General features: G+C 38.7%; 23 protein-coding genes. 1 reads left to right on the top strand and 22 read right to left on the bottom strand.

The window, feature by feature from the left end:
• Position 1: 1 nt before the first annotated feature.
• The 22 genes from dxs to ACWPVE_RS16165 all read right to left on the bottom strand — a co-directional run bounded on the left by dxs (position 2) and on the right by ACWPVE_RS16165 (position 17821).
• Positions 2 to 1894, bottom strand: a complete 1893-nt coding sequence (dxs, locus tag ACWPVE_RS16270) for a 1-deoxy-D-xylulose-5-phosphate synthase (protein ID WP_453995113.1) — start codon at positions 1892 to 1894, stop codon at positions 2 to 4.
• Positions 1895 to 1948: 54 nt separating this feature from the next.
• Positions 1949 to 2842, bottom strand: a complete 894-nt coding sequence (locus tag ACWPVE_RS16265) for a polyprenyl synthetase family protein (RefSeq protein ID WP_453995111.1) — start codon at positions 2840 to 2842, stop codon at positions 1949 to 1951.
• Positions 2843 to 2845: 3 nt separating this feature from the next.
• A complete protein-coding gene (locus ACWPVE_RS16260; protein WP_453995109.1) occupies positions 2846 to 3079 on the bottom strand; it encodes an exodeoxyribonuclease VII small subunit in 234 nt (77 codons plus the stop codon).
• Positions 3080 to 4426 carry an exodeoxyribonuclease VII large subunit gene (gene xseA, locus ACWPVE_RS16255; RefSeq protein WP_453995107.1) on the bottom strand — a complete coding sequence of 449 codons (1347 nt, stop codon included), beginning with the start codon at positions 4424 to 4426 and terminating at the stop codon, positions 3080 to 3082.
• Between the two features lie 12 nt (positions 4427 to 4438).
• Complete coding sequence (gene folD, locus ACWPVE_RS16250) at positions 4439 to 5305, bottom strand: bifunctional methylenetetrahydrofolate dehydrogenase/methenyltetrahydrofolate cyclohydrolase FolD (RefSeq protein WP_453995105.1); 867 nt, start codon at positions 5303 to 5305, stop codon at positions 4439 to 4441.
• Positions 5306 to 5358: 53 nt separating this feature from the next.
• Positions 5359 to 5751: a transcription antitermination factor NusB gene (nusB, locus tag ACWPVE_RS16245; protein WP_453995103.1), complete on the bottom strand. Its 393-nt coding sequence runs from the start codon at positions 5749 to 5751 to the stop codon at positions 5359 to 5361.
• A gap of 149 nt (positions 5752 to 5900) precedes the next feature.
• The gene (locus tag ACWPVE_RS16240) at positions 5901 to 6311 is read right to left on the bottom strand and encodes an Asp23/Gls24 family envelope stress response protein (RefSeq protein WP_453995101.1); all 411 of its coding nucleotides are present in this window, start codon (positions 6309 to 6311) and stop codon (positions 5901 to 5903) included.
• A gap of 128 nt (positions 6312 to 6439) precedes the next feature.
• The gene (accC, locus tag ACWPVE_RS16235; protein ID WP_453995099.1) at positions 6440 to 7789 is read right to left on the bottom strand and encodes an acetyl-CoA carboxylase biotin carboxylase subunit; all 1350 of its coding nucleotides are present in this window, start codon (positions 7787 to 7789) and stop codon (positions 6440 to 6442) included.
• Positions 7790 to 8086: 297 nt separating this feature from the next.
• Positions 8087 to 8596, bottom strand: a complete 510-nt coding sequence (gene accB, locus ACWPVE_RS16230) for an acetyl-CoA carboxylase biotin carboxyl carrier protein (RefSeq protein WP_453995097.1) — start codon at positions 8594 to 8596, stop codon at positions 8087 to 8089.
• Positions 8597 to 8800: 204 nt separating this feature from the next.
• Positions 8801 to 9415: a SpoIIIAH-like family protein gene (locus tag ACWPVE_RS16225; RefSeq protein WP_453995095.1), complete on the bottom strand. Its 615-nt coding sequence runs from the start codon at positions 9413 to 9415 to the stop codon at positions 8801 to 8803.
• Between the two features lies 1 nt (position 9416).
• Positions 9417 to 10067: a stage III sporulation protein AG gene (gene spoIIIAG, locus ACWPVE_RS16220; protein ID WP_453995093.1), complete on the bottom strand. Its 651-nt coding sequence runs from the start codon at positions 10065 to 10067 to the stop codon at positions 9417 to 9419.
• Between the two features lie 21 nt (positions 10068 to 10088).
• The gene (spoIIIAF, locus tag ACWPVE_RS16215; protein WP_453995091.1) at positions 10089 to 10730 is read right to left on the bottom strand and encodes a stage III sporulation protein AF; all 642 of its coding nucleotides are present in this window, start codon (positions 10728 to 10730) and stop codon (positions 10089 to 10091) included.
• A 134-nt stretch (positions 10731 to 10864) separates the two neighbouring features.
• Positions 10865 to 12094, bottom strand: a complete 1230-nt coding sequence (spoIIIAE, locus tag ACWPVE_RS16210) for a stage III sporulation protein AE (RefSeq protein WP_453995089.1) — start codon at positions 12092 to 12094, stop codon at positions 10865 to 10867.
• A gap of 4 nt (positions 12095 to 12098) precedes the next feature.
• The gene (gene spoIIIAD / locus ACWPVE_RS16205; protein ID WP_453997596.1) at positions 12099 to 12488 is read right to left on the bottom strand and encodes a stage III sporulation protein AD; all 390 of its coding nucleotides are present in this window, start codon (positions 12486 to 12488) and stop codon (positions 12099 to 12101) included.
• A gap of 13 nt (positions 12489 to 12501) precedes the next feature.
• The gene (gene spoIIIAC, locus ACWPVE_RS16200; RefSeq protein WP_010284588.1) at positions 12502 to 12708 is read right to left on the bottom strand and encodes a stage III sporulation protein AC; all 207 of its coding nucleotides are present in this window, start codon (positions 12706 to 12708) and stop codon (positions 12502 to 12504) included.
• Between the two features lie 15 nt (positions 12709 to 12723).
• On the bottom strand, positions 12724 to 13239 hold the full coding sequence (spoIIIAB, locus tag ACWPVE_RS16195; RefSeq protein WP_453995086.1) for a stage III sporulation protein SpoIIIAB: 516 nt from the start codon (positions 13237 to 13239) through the stop codon (positions 12724 to 12726).
• Positions 13240 to 14163: a stage III sporulation protein AA gene (gene spoIIIAA, locus ACWPVE_RS16190; RefSeq protein ID WP_453997594.1), complete on the bottom strand. Its 924-nt coding sequence runs from the start codon at positions 14161 to 14163 to the stop codon at positions 13240 to 13242.
• A gap of 80 nt (positions 14164 to 14243) precedes the next feature.
• The gene (locus ACWPVE_RS16185) at positions 14244 to 14525 is read right to left on the bottom strand and encodes a YqhV family protein (RefSeq protein WP_453995084.1); all 282 of its coding nucleotides are present in this window, start codon (positions 14523 to 14525) and stop codon (positions 14244 to 14246) included.
• Positions 14526 to 14857: 332 nt separating this feature from the next.
• Positions 14858 to 15415, bottom strand: coding sequence for an elongation factor P (gene efp / locus ACWPVE_RS16180; protein ID WP_453995082.1), 558 nt, complete (start codon positions 15413 to 15415; stop codon positions 14858 to 14860).
• Between the two features lie 41 nt (positions 15416 to 15456).
• A complete protein-coding gene (locus tag ACWPVE_RS16175; RefSeq protein ID WP_453995080.1) occupies positions 15457 to 16518 on the bottom strand; it encodes a M24 family metallopeptidase in 1062 nt (353 codons plus the stop codon).
• Positions 16519 to 16959, bottom strand: a complete 441-nt coding sequence (gene aroQ / locus ACWPVE_RS16170) for a type II 3-dehydroquinate dehydratase (RefSeq protein WP_453995077.1) — start codon at positions 16957 to 16959, stop codon at positions 16519 to 16521.
• Between the two features lie 325 nt (positions 16960 to 17284).
• On the bottom strand, positions 17285 to 17821 hold the full coding sequence (locus ACWPVE_RS16165) for a YqhR family membrane protein (RefSeq protein ID WP_453995075.1): 537 nt from the start codon (positions 17819 to 17821) through the stop codon (positions 17285 to 17287).
• A 281-nt stretch (positions 17822 to 18102) separates the two neighbouring features.
• Between ACWPVE_RS16165 and ACWPVE_RS16160 the strand changes: the two genes are divergently transcribed.
• Complete coding sequence (locus tag ACWPVE_RS16160) at positions 18103 to 18507, top strand: SA1362 family protein (protein ID WP_453995073.1); 405 nt, start codon at positions 18103 to 18105, stop codon at positions 18505 to 18507.
• Positions 18508 to 18551: the final 44 nt, after the last annotated feature.

Raw genomic sequence — 18551 nt, 5'->3', positions numbered from 1 at the left:
ACTACACTCTCTTCTGTTTGTTAGGTACGAGCTTATGAATCCGCTCGACCACATTCTCAGCTGTCATGCCTATTTCACGTAGAAGGTCACTCACACTTCCATGTTCAATGAATTGATCTGGAATCCCCATTCGATCAATTCGTGCATCGTGATATTGGTGGTCCCCAGCAAATTCAAGTACTGCACTACCAAATCCACCCATTAAGACGGATTCTTCGATTGTAAGAACAGGAAGGTTTGAACCTAAGATTTGATGCATCATATCATTATCAAGTGGTTTTATAAAACGTGCATTTACCACTCTTACCGAAATATCTTCTTTTTCAAGCATCTCTGCTGCTTCAAGCGCCATTTGGATCGTTGTCCCAAATGTTAGAATGACAGCATCTGAACCTGGCCTTAAGACCTCCCATGTGCCAATCGGAATTACTTTAAGGTCTTCATCCATTTTGACACCTAAACCATTACCTCTTGCATATCTCAAGGCAATCGGTCCATCATCATACTGAATGGCTGTATTAACCATATGCTGACCTTCATTTTCATCCTTAGGCATCATGAGGACCATATTCGGAATATGCCTTAAGAAGGCAATATCATATACACCTTGATGTGTTTCACCGTCTGCTCCTACTAAGCCTGAGCGATCAATTCCAATGAACACATTGAGATTTTGACGGGCAATATCATGCACAACTTGATCATAAGCTCTTTGTAAAAAGGTTGAATAAATAGCAAGAAATGGTTTCATATTTTGTGTAGCAAGTCCAGCTGCCATTGTAGCTGCATGTTGTTCGGCAATTCCAACATCGTACATACGTTCAGGGAATTCCTTGGCAAATTTCTCGAGTTTCGAACCAACAGGCATTGCTGGAGTAATTGCAACAATTCGATTATCCTTTTTTGCTAACTTCCGAACAGTCTCACTCACGACAGCACTCCATGCTGGCGGTGCATTTACAGGTTTGACAAAATCACCCGTTTCAATTTTGTATGGACCTGTCCCATGCCATGTCCCAACCGTGTCTTTTTCAGCAGGCGTATAGCCTTTGCCTTTTTTCGTTATAACATGTACTAATACAGGTCCTTTTGTTTTCTTTGCATATTGAAGAGTTTCAAATAGGTCCTCAAAATTGTGTCCATCAATTGGTCCTAGATACGTAAATCCTAGCTCCTCAAAGAAAACACCAGAAACAAGTAAATATTTAAGACTATCTTTAACACGTTCTGCAGTCGCAGCTAATTTGCCTCCTACAGCTGGGATTTTCTTAAGCAAGTACTCAAGCTCATCTTTTACCCAATTATACTTGCCAGCAGTACGTAATCGTGCAAGCACATGATGAAGAGCTCCTACGTTCGGAGCGATTGACATTTCATTATCATTTAATATGACAATCATATCTTTCTTTTCATGTCCAATATGATTTAGTGCCTCTAAAGCCATACCACCTGTTAAGGCACCATCCCCAATAACGGGAATCACAAAATCCTTAGCTCCTTTAATGTCACGCGCAACCGCCATCCCCATTGCCGCAGAAAGACTCGTTGAGCTATGTCCAGTTTCCCAAACGTCATGCTCACTCTCAACACGTTTCGGAAACCCACATAACCCTTTGTATTGACGCAATGTATCAAATTCACAGGCTCTTCCCGTCAATATTTTATGCACATAAGATTGGTGACCAACGTCCCAAATAATTTTATCTGTAGGGCTGTTAAATTCCTTATGCAAAGCAATAGTTAATTCCACTACTCCAAGGTTAGGGCCAATATGCCCCCCCGTTTTGGATAGCTTTTCTATTAAAAATTGACGGATATCCTGGCTAAGCTTATTTAGTTCATTTATTGACATATTTTTAAGGAACGTCGGGTCTTTAATACTTTGAAGATCCAAAGGGTTCACTCACTTTCTTTACTATTGGTGCATGTATAATATACGTAACGTATACTAATGATCTCTAGATGCGATTAAATTGCACATATAGTCTAGTATATCATGTTTCATATCAACACTATATAAAAACCGTTTTGCTTCGTCTATATGAAAAGTTAATTTTTCCTTTGCACCTTCAAGTGTTAGTAAAGCAGGATATGTATTTTTATGGTTACCTGCGTCACTACCAACTGGCTTCCCAATTACAACCTCTGTGCCTTCGATATCCAAAATATCATCCCTGATTTGAAAGGCCAAACCTAAATGATGTGCAAATTGCGTTAGCTTATCTAGCTGTTCATTTGTAGCATCTGCCAGAATAGCTCCAGCAATTACACTATATGCTAATAATTTTCCAGTTTTATGGCGATGAATATATTCTAATTCATCTAAAGTTAAGGCAGCACCTTCACCTTCCATATCTGCAACTTGTCCACCGACCATCCCTTCAGCTCCAGCAGCCTTTGCTAATTCAGTTACAAGCTTTAGCTTTTTTTCAGGTGTTATCGTATCGCCCATGAATTCAGTGATCACCTGAAAACTATATGTCAGAAGGCCATCGCCCGCCAAAATTGCAATCGCTTCCCCAAATACCTTATGATTGGTAGGCTTCCCCCTACGAAGATCATCATCATCCATACTTGGGAGGTCATCATGAATCAGCGAGTACGTGTGAATCATTTCGATCGCGCATGCCGCCCCCAACCCGATTGATTCATCCTTCCCAAAGGAACGGAGGGTACCTAACAACAATAACGGCCGAATTCGCTTCCCACCTGCTTCAAGGGAATAATTCATGGCATCCTTTATTACTTTCGGTGCAGATAGCTTTGAGATATACATGGGGAGTTGCTCTTCAACCGTATTCTTTTGTATGTTTAAAAATTGCTCTATCTCTGTTGGAACCACTGTCTATTCTTCCTCCTGAATCGTAAACGGTGCAAGTTCTCCGTCTTCCCTTAAAATTTGTTCCATTTGTTTTTCTACATGTTGTAACTTATCATGGCAAAGCTTGGAGAGTTGCATCCCTTCTTGGAAATAAGTGATTGCTTTTTCAAGAGGGACATCCCCTTCTTCAAGTCGCCCAACAATTTGTTCAAGCTTATCCATCGCTTCCTCGAAAGTTAACACCTTTTCTTCACCCATTTACTGACTCTCCTCTATTCCAATTACTTCACAGTCCAGTTGACCGTCCTTAAGTTTTACCTTGATTTGCTTCCCCTGTTCGACCTGCTGTATGCTTTTTACTAAATGTTCTTCCTCATCGTAGACGAGGCTATATCCACGATCCATAATTTTCAACGGACTAAGCGCTTCTAATTTTGATACTGTTGTTGAAAAAACAAATTCTTTTTGTTTTAGAACTTGTGTAAATTCTTTTATAAGCATTTTTGTATGAAGTTCGTACTTTTGTTTCGCTTGGATTAGCTTTTCATGCGGATGATTATGCTCGAGTCCACGCTTGAGTTTTTGATACTCCTCCTGTTTACGAGCGATAGCCATTGTTCCTTCTCGTTCTAATCGGTCTACCAAGCGGTCAAGTTGTTGCTGTTTTTGGTCATATAAGTTCCGTGGAAAACGAAAAGCATAGGATTTTTTCAATGTTTCTAACCGTTTCGAGTCATTGACTAGCTTTTCCTTCATCGAACGTAATAAACGTGTATGCCTCACCAGTAAACGTTCTGATAACTCGGCAATATGAGGAACAGCCATTTCGGCTGCTCCAGTTGGTGTAGGTGCACGAAGGTCTGCAACAAAATCAGCTATCGTCGTATCCGTCTCATGTCCTACCGCAGAAATAATCGGTACCTTTGATTGATGAATAGCCCTAGCAACCATTTCTTCGTTAAATGCCCATAACTCCTCAATGGAACCCCCACCACGACCGACAATTAGCACATCAATTTCTCCGAATTCATTTGCTTGTTCAATCGCTTTTACCACCGATGGTCCCGCATTGGCACCCTGAACTAACGCAGGAAAGACAATGACTCTAGCTATTGGGTATCTACGGCGAATCGTGGTAATAATATCTCGAATGGCAGCACCTGTTGGTGAAGTGACAATCCCAATGGTTTTAGGTATGCTTGGGATTGGTTTTTTATATGCTTGGGAGAACAACCCTTCAGCCTCGAGACGTTTTTTCATCTCTTCATAAGCCAAGTATAAATTCCCAATGCCATCTGGTTGCATTTCTTTTACATAGAGTTGATAGTTTCCATTCGCCTCAAAAACCGTTACTTCACCACGAATCAGTACCTTCATCCCATTTTCGGGTGTGAATTTTAATTCTCGGTTATAGCCAGCAAACATGACAGACTGAATTCGTGCTTGTCCGTCTTTAATTGTAAAATACATATGCCCACGACTGTGAGCTTTAAAATTCGATATTTCTCCCTTCACCCAGATATCTTGAAGATGAGGATCAGCATCGAATTTTCGCTTTATATATTTCGTTAAAGCAGTTACGGTTAAATAACGATTTTGATCCATTCTGACCAATCCTTATTTACCTGAAAGAAGGGCAGCATTTTTTGCAGATTGAACCGTATTATGAAGAAGCATTGTGATTGTCATTGGTCCAACTCCACCTGGTACTGGTGTAATATAGCTTGCTTTTTCTTTCGCCTCATCGAAAATAACGTCACCGACTAGTTTTCCTGTTTCTTCAAGACGATTCACACCAACATCGATTACAACTGCTCCTTCTTTAATATAATCTGCAGGGATAAAATTCGCCTTTCCAACAGCAGCAACTAAAATATCTGCCTGAAGAGTCATCTCTTTTAAATTTTTAGTTCTAGAATGACAATATGTAACTGTCGCATTCTCTTTAAGGAAAAGTTGACCAACTGGCTTACCAACGATGTTGCTTCTTCCCACAACAACCACATGCTTACCTTCAATTGGAATTTGCTTCGATTTAACCATTTCAATCACACCAAATGGTGTACATGGTAAGAAAGCATCTTGCCCTGTCATCATACGTCCAATATTAATTGGGTGGAACCCGTCCACATCTTTTTCTGGTGATATTCTTTCAATCACGGCTGTTTCATTAATAGACTTAGGTAATGGCAATTGAACAAGAATTCCATGAATAGATGGATCCTGATTTAAGCGATCAATTTCACTTAGTAGAAATTCTTCTGTAATTGTGTCAGGATACTCCAGCATTAAGGAATGGATTCCTGTTTCCTTACAAGCTTTATCTTTCCCTTTAACGTATGATCTTGAAGCAGGATCATTCCCTACTAATAACACAGCAAGTCCTGGAACAATCCCTTCTTGTGATAATTGCTTTACTTCTTCTGCAATTTCATTTCGTTTTGTTTGTGCTAATTCTTTTCCACTAATAATTTCAGCTGTCATTTTTCTACTCTCCCTACATTTTACTTATAGATTCAAAACATAAAGGTATAGGTTTACTTTATAATCGTATCTTTTACTTTCGATAGGATCGCATTAACGAAGCGACTAGAACTATCATCACCAAATTCCTTAGCAAGTTCGATGGCCTCATCAATACTAACCTTGACTGGAATTTCCTCTACATATTTCATTTCATAAACAGCTATTCGCAAAATAGAGCGGTCTACATTTGCAAGTCTTTCTAGATTCCATTTTTCAAGGTGTTCTCGGAGGATGGCATCAATGTCCGTTTTGTGTTCAACAACTCCATGTACAAGTTGCTCTAAGAAAGGATCTGATGTTTCTTCTTCAAGCACACTTTCAATCGCTTCTTTTGGGTCACTCTCGCTTACATCAACCTGAAATAACGATTGCAAAGCTTTTTGTCTTGCTGTGCGTCTTTTCATACTTACTAAATCTCCTTTATGTATAGTCCATAACATTTGCATTCCAATAACATGATAATATCATAAATTAATTTTAAAATAAAAACGAACTCTATCAGAAACCAAAAAAAGAAAAAAGTCTGATAGCGTTTGCCATCAGACTCTTTTCCTTACATCTCTTCTTCAACCTCAACTTCTGGCTTTTGAGATTCAAATAAAACACCAACTACATGGATGTTTACTTCGTTTGCATCTAATGCTGTCATATTCAATAAAGCTTGGCGTACGTTGTCTTGAATTTGACGTGCAACATTTGGAATTGAAACACCAAAATTCATTACACAGAACACATCAACAATAATTCCTGTTTCTGTTAATTCAACTTTAACACCTTTTCCGTGATTTTTCTTACCAAGTCTTTCCACGACTCCAGAAGCGAAGTTACCTCTCATTTGAGCTACTCCTTCAACTTCTGAGGCAGCAATACCTGCAATAACTTCGATTACCTCTGGTGCAATTTCAACCTTACCTAAACTATTGTTGCCTTGATTCATTTCTAAAATATTTGTTTCAGCTGACATTACAAGCACCTCCTATAGTTAACATTATTCAGTCTATCACTTCTTTATGTGGTTGCACAAAGCTGCAATTGAATTCGATTCAGATGAGATTTCAACCTCATCTGAATCCATTTTGTCATTTTGATGTATTACTTCATAACCTCATATAATTCAAGAAATTTTGTATTGAAGTCCCCGTCCACGAATTTTTCGTGATTCATTAACTTGTAGTGGAAAGGAATCGTTGTGTGTACACCTTCAATAACAAACTCGCTTAGAGCTCGCTTCATCCTTTCAATAGCTTCCTCCCTAGTCGACCCATACGTAATAAGCTTCGCAATCATTGAATCGTAGTATGGAGGAATTGAATAGCCAGGATAAGCAGCTGAATCCACCCTTACACCAAAGCCACCAGGTGGTAAATACATTTCAATCTTACCTGGGGATGGCATGAAATTCTTCTCAGGATTTTCTGCATTAATTCGGCATTCGATTGACCAACCATTAAAGGTAACATCGCTTTGAGTTAATGATAGTTCAAGACCTGATGCAACACGAATCTGTTCTTTTATTAAATCTACACCTGTCACCATCTCTGTAACTGGATGTTCTACTTGAATTCTTGTATTCATCTCCATGAAATAGAATTCATCATTGATATGGTCATAAATAAACTCGATTGTTCCCGCTCCAGAGTAATTTACAGCCTTTGCAGCTTTCACCGCTGCCTCACCCATTTTTTGTCTTGTTACCTCGTTTAGAGCAGGGGAAGGAGTTTCCTCAACTAGTTTTTGCAAACGACGTTGAATCGAGCAATCCCTCTCTCCTAAATGTATCACATTTCCATGATTATCGGCCATTACTTGAATCTCAACATGACGAAAATCTTGAATATATTTTTCAATATATACTCCAGGGTTTCCAAAAGCAGTTGCTGCTTCTTGCTGTGTAATGTTGATTCCCTTCACAAGATCCTCTTCATTTTTCGCAACACGAATACCTTTCCCGCCTCCACCAGCAGTTGCTTTGATGATAACAGGGTAACCCATATCATTTGCAAGTGCAATGGCTTCGCCTATGTCTTTGATGATTCCTTGAGAACCTGGAACAACGGGTACACCCGCTTGTCTCATCGTCTCACGAGCAACGTCCTTTGTCCCCATTTTATTAATGGCTTCAGGACTTGGGCCAATGAAGGTTAGATTTACTTCACGACATAGCTCTGCAAAATCAGCATTCTCAGCTAAAAATCCGTAACCAGGGTGAATTCCTTCACTCTCTGTTAGTTTTGCAACACTGATGATATTCGTAAAATTTAAATAGCTATCTTTTGAAGAGGTGGGGCCAATACAGTAGGCCTCATCTGCTAATTGAACGTGAAGCGAATCACGGTCTGCCTCAGAGAAAACAGCTACAGTTTCAATTCCAAGCTCTTTACAAGCTCGAATAATCCGAACTGCTATTTCTCCACGGTTTGCTATTAAGATCTTTTTTAACATACGTTCGCTCCTCTTTTAATGTGATGTTCAAAAAGTTTGCCGAATCTGATACATCGAATTTCCACAAAATTTCAATGAGTATACGATGAAGAACTTGGATATGCACGTAGGGCTGCTAATTAAGTAGTGGAATCAATCCTTAGCACAAGATTTACCTGGTAAACTTAAGTAGTTGCCTTGCTCTATTACCCCAAGCTGTTCTTTCTTGAAATCAGAAACACAGGATGTATCAACAAAACCTGAGGACATGCATACTTAATGACGCTGTCCTCTTCAACTTCCTTTTTGAACAAGGCTTTATGCTTTAACTAGGAATAATGGTTGGCCATACTCCACAAGCTGACCATTCTCAACTAATATTTCAACAATTTCACCATTTACTTCAGCTTCAATTTCGTTAAAGAGCTTCATTGCTTCAACGATACAAACCACAGTGTCTGCAGTTACTTTATCACCTTTTTTTACATATGTGTCAGCATCTGGTGATGGAGATGAGTAGAAAGTTCCTACCATTGGTGAAACAATCTTATGTAAGTTTTCATCTACTGCTGGTTCTGTTGCCACAGGCTCTACTGGTTTTGACTGTGGTTGTGCAACTTGTGCAGGTTGCGCAGCTGGCTGAACGACTTCAGTGACAACTGGAGCCGCTTGTGCTGCTTGCACCTTATTCTCAACAACAGTTTGAACTGTGGTTTCTTTATGCTTCTTCATTTTAATTTTTGAACCTTCATTTTCAAATGAAAACTCATCAATATTTGATTCATTAATTAACTTAATAAGCTCACGTAGCTCTTGAATTTTTAACATTCGTTACACTCCTTGGTTTAACTCAAATATATTACAAATGATAATGTCGGTATTTTATTGCTAGTATTAGTACCACATACTAACATGATACGATACTTAAAACTATCTTTTCAATATGTTGTGGATATTTTTTAATAAAAACACATTTTTCTTCAAGGAACAAAAAATAAAAGTACGGCACCAATGCCGTACTTTTACCCCTACTTATTTATCTTTTTCACCAGTTACATCAAATTCTACTGCAACATTTTGAAGGTCACCTAACTCGCTGCGTACAAGACGTAAAATATCATTTGCTGCTTGCTTAGAGCTTTCCTTTGATTTAACTGTAATTTTGATTTTGTCACCTTCTACGCGAACTAAAGCATCCTCGTAGTTATTACCCTTAATTAACATTTCAATAATCTTTTCTTTAGATGCAATATCTTCCAGTTTCTTAATTTCATCATATGCTTTTAACTTTTGGTCAGCTGTAAGATCTGTTGAAGCAGCTTGTTCTTCTAGAGTGCTTCTTAATTTACTACGCTGCTCATCAATTTCAAGTCGTAACGCAGCAAACATTTCGTCACTTGATACAGAAGAAATAACATTGCCATTTTCATCTTCTTCGACAGTTACGCTAGCCCCTTCTTTGTCTTCAGAGGAGTCCTTACTTTCAGTGGATGTCTCCACATTTTCTTGTGTTTTGTCCTTGTCTTCCTCCTGCTCCATTGCAACATTATTATTGTTGTTTTCAGGTGTTGTAATATAATAGACCGATAACACAACAACTAAACTTAACATTGTTAATAACCATACCGTTTGCTTTTTCAATAACATTTTATGAATCCCCCTTCGTTTTCCTTGGTACAACAGCAACTTTATGATTTGGAACATCAAATCCCTTTGTAACAGCTTCAATTACCATTTGTTTTATTTTTGCATTCTCAACACCCTTTGCAACGATTAGAACACTTCGTATCTCTGGCTTTTCAATTTTCAATACGATTGGTGTTTCAGAATCGCCACTACGAATGATGACAACTTGTTCGTCAGTGGTTACATCTTCTACCTGGCGTTTGCCACCGTCCCTATCCTCTTCATTCGTGATTTGGCTTTGGGTTACGGTGTTTTTTTCAAGTATTTTTGTTTCAGTAGCATCTACACTAACCGAAACGATGACATCCTCTATTCCAGCTATTGCTTCCAATGCTTCTTTGAGTTCGTTCTCGTAACGATCCTCGTATTGAGAGATAGCCATTGTTAAGTCATCTTTTTGACTTCCAAATGTCGGCTCATCTTTGCTTGTAGCTTCTAATGATGAAGCCCCTGTCATGACTGTAGGTGATTCATCCCTAGAGAACATGTCACTGATAAACATGAAGGCTATTCCAACTGCTAATAAAAGTAAGAAATAGTGGCTTTTTTTTGTTCCTTTTTTATCTGGTGGGTCATCCTTTGACCCCGAGAACATTCCTTTGATTGTGTTCAAAATCCCTTTCTCCTTATCCATCTACGAATCCTTCCCCCCTTCCACAGTGACTACGATTTGTTCTGGGTCAATTTCCCATCTAGTAGATAATGATTTTGTAAGAGCTTTGACATTGGTTTGATCCACTCTATTAGATACTGGCTCAATCTGTTTGGAGGTATCAATCTCTACTGGTTTTACAACTGGAACACCATCAGGCTCGGCTGTCTCCTTTACTAACACCACCTCGATTGACTGAATATCATCCAAAGAAACAGTCTCCTTTTGGTCAACTGCACTTGAAAGGAATACATTTACTTCCTGAACAGTTAAATCATAATCGTTTTGCACCAACTCCTCTTCCACTTCAGATTCCAATTGGACAGCCATTGTTTCTAAAATATATGCACGTTGTGAGGCTTGTATTTCTTTTTTCTTCAAATCTATTAAATTTTCTAGATTTTCTTCACTTTGAACGGGTTTAAGATTCATATTTAACAAGACTTGGTCCAAATCAGATTTAAAAAGTGAGAACAGTGGAGTAATGATAATCATGATTAACAAAAGCCCCGTTACCATTTTTACGTATTTCCGCATACTTGAGTTTGGCAGTAGCATGTCCACAATGGTTGCTAGTAAAATGAATAAAATAATATTCGTAACCCATTCAGTAATTAAACTCATTGTTCTCACCTCCAAACCGTTTGTCTTGCTGGGATCTTACTCATTTCTCTAAGTCACGCTGGATTTTATAGTAAATTCCTTATTCAACATCCGCATGATGTTTATTGTCCCAGCTGTACCTGCTTAATGTGTTTCTATCTAACCATCAGGGTTAAATTCCCTGCAGCAATGATGACGGTGATGCTTAGGAAAAACATTAAGGACACAATCGCTAATGCAGCAAAAATATAAATCACACTTTTACTGATAATATCGAGACACGCGATAACTGGTCCTCCACCTAGTGGCTGTAATAATGCAGCTGCCAGCTTATAGATAATTGCCAGCGACAGTACTTTGATCGCAGGAAATACAGCAATTAATAGAAGAATGACTACCCCAAAAAGTCCTACCGTATTTTTTAATATGACGGAGGCGCTTATTACGGTATCGGTTGCATCTGTAAACATACGACCAATCACAGGAATAAAATTCCCAGTGATGAATTTTGCAGTCCGGATAGTGACTCCGTCTGCAACTGCAGTTGTCGTCCCCTGCACTGATATAACTCCTAAAAAGATAGTTAAGAAGACTCCGATGATTCCAATACTCGCATTTCGAAGCAGCTGAGCTAGCTGCGTCACCTTGTGCTGTTCACTCAAGGTGCTCACAATACTTAGTAATGCAGACATGAACAACAATGGTAGGACGATATATTGAATGAGTAACCCGCTTGTATTCATCAAGAATAAGATTAATGGATGAAAAAATGCAGCTGATGCTATTCCACCTGATGATGCTACTAAGGCAAGCAATAAAGGTACGAGTGCTAAGATAAAATTGATCATTGACTGGATGGCTTCCTCCGTATACATAATCGCAACACGGAAACTGTTAAGCGCAATAATGATTAACACCATATACACAATTGAGTAGGCCACTTTACTCACTGCACTCTTCTCAAATGAGTTTTGTAATGTTTGCAAAAACATACTAAAAACTGTAAGTAAGATGAGTGTACTGAGTAGCTTTCCATTTGTAAGCAATTCATGGAACACGAATTTAACAAGTCCGAGCATCCATTCCTTCAATGATAGTTCCTTTTCACCACGGATAAACTCGAGTAGACTACCCTTTTGACTATCAGGTAGATATCCACCATATTCCGTTACAATTTCATCCCAAAATTGCTTTATTTCATCGATGCCGAGGGTTTCTAATTGTTCCTCAACCTGTTCGTGAATCTGATCGTCAATTACTTCTTGAGGTGAGGGTGAGGCTTGTACAATTTGTGGTAAAGAAAAAAAGAAAAATAAAACAACAAGGAAAGAAAAAGCTTTGCTTCTGGTCACGCCAACCACCCCCTTGAAACCTTGTGTATCCATCGGTTTAACTTGGTATTAGTCCGATAATGGTTTCTATTAAAACTGTTAATATTGGTATCGCCAGAGCTAATATTAAAATTTTTCCACCGAGTTCGATCTTTGAGGCTATTGACCCTTGACCTGCATCTTTTGTAATTTGAGCACCAAATTCTGCAATGTATGCAATCCCAATGATTTTAAGAATCGTTTCTACATAGACTGTGTTAACATTTGCGTTAATCGCAACCCTCTCAAGCATTCGAATAATATCTGCAATTTCACCAACTAAAAAGAGGAAAATCACACAGCCGATAAACACTATCAGCAAAAAGGCATAGGTTGGTTTTTGTTCTTTTACTATGAGTGCTAGAAAGGTTCCAATTAAACCTAATCCAACGATTTGTATTATCTCAATCGCTCATCCCTCCTTAGCCCTGAAAGAGGAACACGGCTTTAATCTTTTTAAACAAATCCTCAACAATTGTTGCAACCATAAACAGGATATATATGAAGCCCAATAAGGTCACCCATTGGGCATATTCCTTCTTACCCATCTGATCTAGGATTGTATGGAGAAAGGCAACCACAATTCCTACACCGGCGATTTGAAAAATAATATTTACATCCACTCCCATTCGCTTCTTCTCCCCCTAAATCAATAAAATGACTACTAATAATCCAGACAAAAAGCCCAGGCTTTTCACCATTTTTTCATAACGCATTTGTCTCTCTTTTGCATCACTTTCTTCTCGTTCTAGATGGGTAATTGCAAGTAGAATGTGCTTTTGCTGTGAGGTTCTGTCATGCTGTCCAAGCGTTTCACCGAACTGCTGTAGAATTTCTATTTCTCCTTGATGAAATGCAGTAAGCTTGGACACTTCTTTCAAGCTCTCCTCCCAGGCTACCTTTACACTGACATCTCCCGTTTGAAGCTTCTTAGCAAACCCTTCAAAAAAATAGGAAACTGGTTTAGGTATCTGCCTAGAAAGATGATTAGCGACATCAATTAACGGAACATGTCCATACATAATTTCTGCCTCTAGTGATTGTAAGGCGGTTTTAAGCATCCTTAGCTGGCGTGGGCGCTCACTTAAACGACGTGCTGCCTCAAATCCCGCCCATGTTGTTGCAAGTATGATTAAAATTGCTCCTACCATTTTGATCATTCACGTCACGCTCACTTTTGGTAATAAATGCTTTCCATTTGGACCAAGAATATTTCTTATTGTTCCAGGTCCTTTTGTGCGCGAAAGCTCTACGTATCGCTCAATGACTCCTGCTTTAATGACTTTTTCAAGAGATGGTCGCTTCATGAGATCTGAAACCTGATGCCCATGCGCAGTTACAATTAGACTTACCCCAGCATTGACCGCCTCCATAATTGCTTGACTATCTTCTTCTCTACCGATTTCATCTACGATTAACACATCAGGACTCATCGAACGAATCATCATCATCATTCCTTCTGCTTTCGGACACGCATCTAGTACGTCCACTCTCGGACCTAATGTGGCTTGTGGAACTCCTTTCACACATCCAGCAATCTCAGATCGTTCATCGACAATTCCAACCTTCATTGCTGGGATCTGTCTTGTTTCAATACCTGAGCTAATCATCCTCGCAAGATCTCTTAGTAATGTTGTTTTTCCTGTCTGGGGAGGTCCGATGATGATCGTATTTTTCCAGTATGAGTCAAAGAGATATGGCGCTAATGGTGTAGCGACTCCAATTTTTTGTTTGGCAATCCGGATATTGAAGGAAGTCACATCTCTAATCGCTTTTACCCTTCCATTTTCAGTGATGACCTTGCCAGCTAGTCCCACTCGATGACCGCCTTGAATGGTGACATAGCCTCGCTTAAGTTCTTCTTCAAGCGTATAAATCGAGTATTGCCCAAGCTTGTTTAAAAGCTGGATAGCATCTTCACCTGTGACATGATAGTTATGATAGATGGGTCTTCCATTTTCAATAGTTTCGAGTGGCCTTGACACCCTGATTCTGATTTCTTCCATATTTTCTGTACGCTCTGGAGTGTACTTAACTAGTAGACTAGCAATTGATTTTGGTAAAACCTCAATAATTTCTTTCATCATAAGAAACTCCTCGTCTTATCTCTCATAATTCAATGTATGCTGGCTTGGACACTTTATGCCTACTCAATGGCAGATTTCTACTTGAAGATTCCATACAATATGAACGCCACACCAAGTCCTATGAAAAGCAGCTTCGAATACGAGAGTTGATCCGCTAACCCAATTAACCCGATTGACATCGTCGCAATTAATATGAGCGGCCCGACAATCGCAAGCATGGCATTGACTGCGATCGCTTTCTTCACATCATTGAAAGCAAGCATTAAAATGGCTGCAGTAATTTCCAAGCAACCAGATACAATACGTAACCCTGCCATTGTTAAAACCGTTGAATCAAACATCGAAAACATTCTTTTCATCGTTGTCCCCACCTAAATCTTTGTTTTGTACAACCTATGCTTATTTACTCAAATTCAGAAGGGAAACTTTTTATGTTTTGGAAAGTCGTAGGTGGATAGATCGGGGCATTTGAAACGCGTGATTTGACAGATGTGTGTTATTCTTAATCGGTTGTGGGTATTAATGATCACAAATTTATAAATTGAGGCCATTTTGAGGTGTGGTGCCTTATTACAATTCAGATGTAAAACTCTACCTGTGGGATGACGTACTATAAGCCAAAGCACTACTGCAAAAAATGCACAAAAAAAGAACCCACCGAATTGGTGAGTCCCTTACGTTTTTGTATGGGTTATGCACGTGATACATAAGATCCTTCATCTGTGTTGATGATTAATACATCCCCTTCATTGATGAAGAATGGAACTTGAACAACAAGACCAGTTTCAAGTGTAGCAGGCTTTGAACCACCAGAAGCGGTGTCACCTTTGATACCTGGTTCTGTTGCTGTCACTTTTAGCTCAACTGTGTTTGGCAGTTCTACTCCAAGTGTTTCACTTTGGAACATCATAATATGAACTTCCATATTTTCTTTCAAAAATTTTAGTTCATACTCAATCGAAGAAGCTGGTAATTCAATTTGCTCATAAGATTCATTATCCATGAATACATGTGAGTCACCGTTCGCATATAAATATTGCATTTTACGGTTTTCAATTTGCGCTTTCGCTACTTTCTCACCTGCACGGAATGTTTTTTCTTGTACAGCACCTGTACGAAGGTTACGTAATTTAGAACGAACAAATGCTGCTCCTTTTCCTGGCTTAACGTGTTGGAAATCCATGACTCTCCAGATTCCACCGTCTACTTCAATTGTTTGACCTGTACGAAAATCGTTTACTGAAATCATACTTTGTTTCCTCCTAATTCAATTGGCGACAATCCTTATGTCTATAGAATGATTAAATCTTTCTTCGAGAATGTAAGGGATTCGTTGCCATCTTTTCGAACAACAACGTCGTCTTCAATTCTCACGCCACCTAGTCCTGCTATGTAAATTCCTGGCTCACAGGTGACAATCATACCTGGTTCAAGAACAGTGTCAGATCGGAAGGACAATGCAGGTTGTTCATGTACCTCCATCCCAAGACCGTGTCCAGTTGAATGACCAAAGTTTTCACCGTATCCTTTTTCCGTAATATAATCACGAGTTAAGGCATCCGCTTCTTTACCTGTGATACCAGCCTTAATACCAGCCATACCACGAAGTTGAGCTTCTAAAACTACATCATAAATGTGTTTGAGTTCATCACTAGGATTCCCAACTGCGACGGTACGTGTAATATCTGAACAATATCCTTTATAATATGCACCGAAATCTAGTGTAACAAAATCACCTTTTTCAATCACTTTATCACTTGCAACCCCGTGTGGTAATGCAGAGCGATAGCCAGATGCAACGATGATATCGAATGATGATGATGTTGCTCCTTGTTTTCGCATAAAGAATTCTAGCTCTGTTGAAACTTCAATTTCCGTGATTCCAGGGCGAATCACATTTAAGATATGTGTAAAGGCGGCGTCAGCAATCTCCGCTGCTTCCTTTAATATCTTAATCTCTGACTCTGTCTTAATCAAGCGTAACTTTTCAATTGCGCCTGAAACAGGGACAAGTTCTGCTTGTACTTCCTTATCATAAGCAGTGTATGTCGCAAAGGATAGATCCTCTTGCTCGAATCCTAGCTTCTTAATACCCATTTTTTCAGCTTGTTTTGCGACCTCTTCAATGATTAGTCCTGAATGCTGAACAATCTCAAAGTCCTTCACTTGTTCATTTGCTTGTTCAACATATCGAAAATCTGTAATGAACACTGAAGCATTCTTAGAAATAAGGGCAACTCCAGCAGTTCCAGTAAAATTAGTTATGTATCGTCTGTTATAGCTATTCGTTACCAATAATCCATCGATTCCAAAGCCCGAAAAACTTTCACGTAATTTTTCCAATTTACTCATCTAGTTTCCCCCCAAGTGCTCTAACATTGCCAATAGAGCAAGTTTGTAGCCGTAAACACCTAATCCCACAATTTGTCCAATCGTTACAGGAGCAATCACTGAGGTATGTCGAAATTCTTCGCGCGTATGGATATTTGAGATATGTATTTCTACCACAGGTACAGAAACTCCAGCAATTGCATCACGAATGGCGTAACTATAATGTGTGAAGGCAGCTGGGTTCATGACAATACCATCATATTTTCCTTCCGCTTCATGAATGGCATCAATTATCGCTCCTTCATGATTGGATTGGAAACATTCAAGCGTGGCATTATTATTTTGCGCAAACTCAGTCAATTCTTGTTCCACATCAGAAAGTGTAACACTACCATAAATGTGGGGCTCCCTCATCCCAAGTCGATTCAAATTTGGCCCGTTGATCAGGAGTATTTTTTTCATCTGTACAACTCCCTTAAGTAGATTCTCAAAAAGTCGTCTGAAAATGACAGCTCGAAATTCTAGGGACATCACCTTTGTGCATGGTGAACTACTAAGTTTAGAAGCTTATGACTCCAAGCACCATAATCGTAGTAAATTCCCAAGTAAATCAAGTAGTTGGCTTGCTGCAGAAATGGTTTCACCTTGAATTTTCGACGCAATGCATATGCTCACTACGACAAAGTCATATGGACATGCCTTTCGTCCTTTCATACTCCTTTTTGAACTCTCATATAAAATAGAATGTTCAAACAAGAACATTCTATCATATCTCTTCGGTCTTTAACTACTCATTTGTAGTGACAACTTGGCGTTCGCTCCTCATTTCATTTTCTTCAAACGAAATGGAATAGCCAATAAAGACACCATAAAGGATATAAAAGCATATAGTAGTAATAACTGTATTACGTTCTAATTCTGCCACTGTTTTAATATCTGGAAAGATGGGATTAAACACATAAAAGACAATGAGCCACAAGACTAAACCGAATGCAGCACCCACCCAAATGGATTGAAATTTCTTTAATAATGCATAGTATAAAAGTGCAACACCAATTGAAATGATACCAATCACAAAAATTCCAATAAACTGGCCTAACACGCGATTTTTCCAATCACCAAGAATCCATGGCTTAAGAACTAGATTAGGGCTAAGCTCTGTAAAATGAAAAATATACGTGAAGTAGGAAAGCAAACTCCAAAAAATCCCCCCGAACAATCCAATGACAACAACTTTACCCATCAAAGACATCTCACTATCTTTTTTGTTCTGTTCAAGTTCTGGATCTTTCTTCTGTGCATCTACCACATCTAACACCTCCATTTGCTAGTATGTCCCGATTTTTTTCAATCTATTTTGAAAAGATTTATCGAAAAATGTGTAGCATTGGAATTATCTGGGTAGAATAGTAAATGTTGATAAGAATAAAAAACAATTTTCTTATAAATGTCATCGTTATCATAGAGGTTTATTCACATATCTTGTAGAATATAGATAATAAGAAGTATTTTATTTTGAAATTCTTTAACAAATCGATGAAATATGGGAAACAACATAATAAGTTTTTAATACAATATAAGTATAGCTTTCAGGAGGTGCATCTCATGGGTCGTCGTAAATCAAATATAGTCGTAATGATTTTACTAGGATTAGGAGCACTTGGTTTTGTTTATACCCTTTTCACCAACCCCAGTTCCTTACTGGTTCAAGCCGGTATGATTTTCCTATTCGCTGGTATCATCTTTCTACTATATAAATTTGTGATTAGTCGACGAATGGGAGGAAAGGAAAATTCCGCTTATTTACGCGCAGTAAAGCAATCTAAGAAACGCTTTAAAGCAGGAAGTCAGAGAAAATCACAGAGTTTGGGAGTGGGTAGGAAATCTACTCCAAGCGCATCAAAACGATCAACTGTAGCGTCTATTCATAAAAAGCGAAAAACGAATACGACACACCTGACAGTCATTGAAGGAAAAAAGGGAAAAAAGAAGAATCGAGCATTATTTTAACTTTATTCGGCAAAAGGCTGAATGAAGTTTTTTTTGTTGATTCT

This window comes from Bacillus nitroreducens (assembly GCF_964021195.1).
This window is presented reverse-complemented; position numbering and strand designations above follow the sequence as displayed.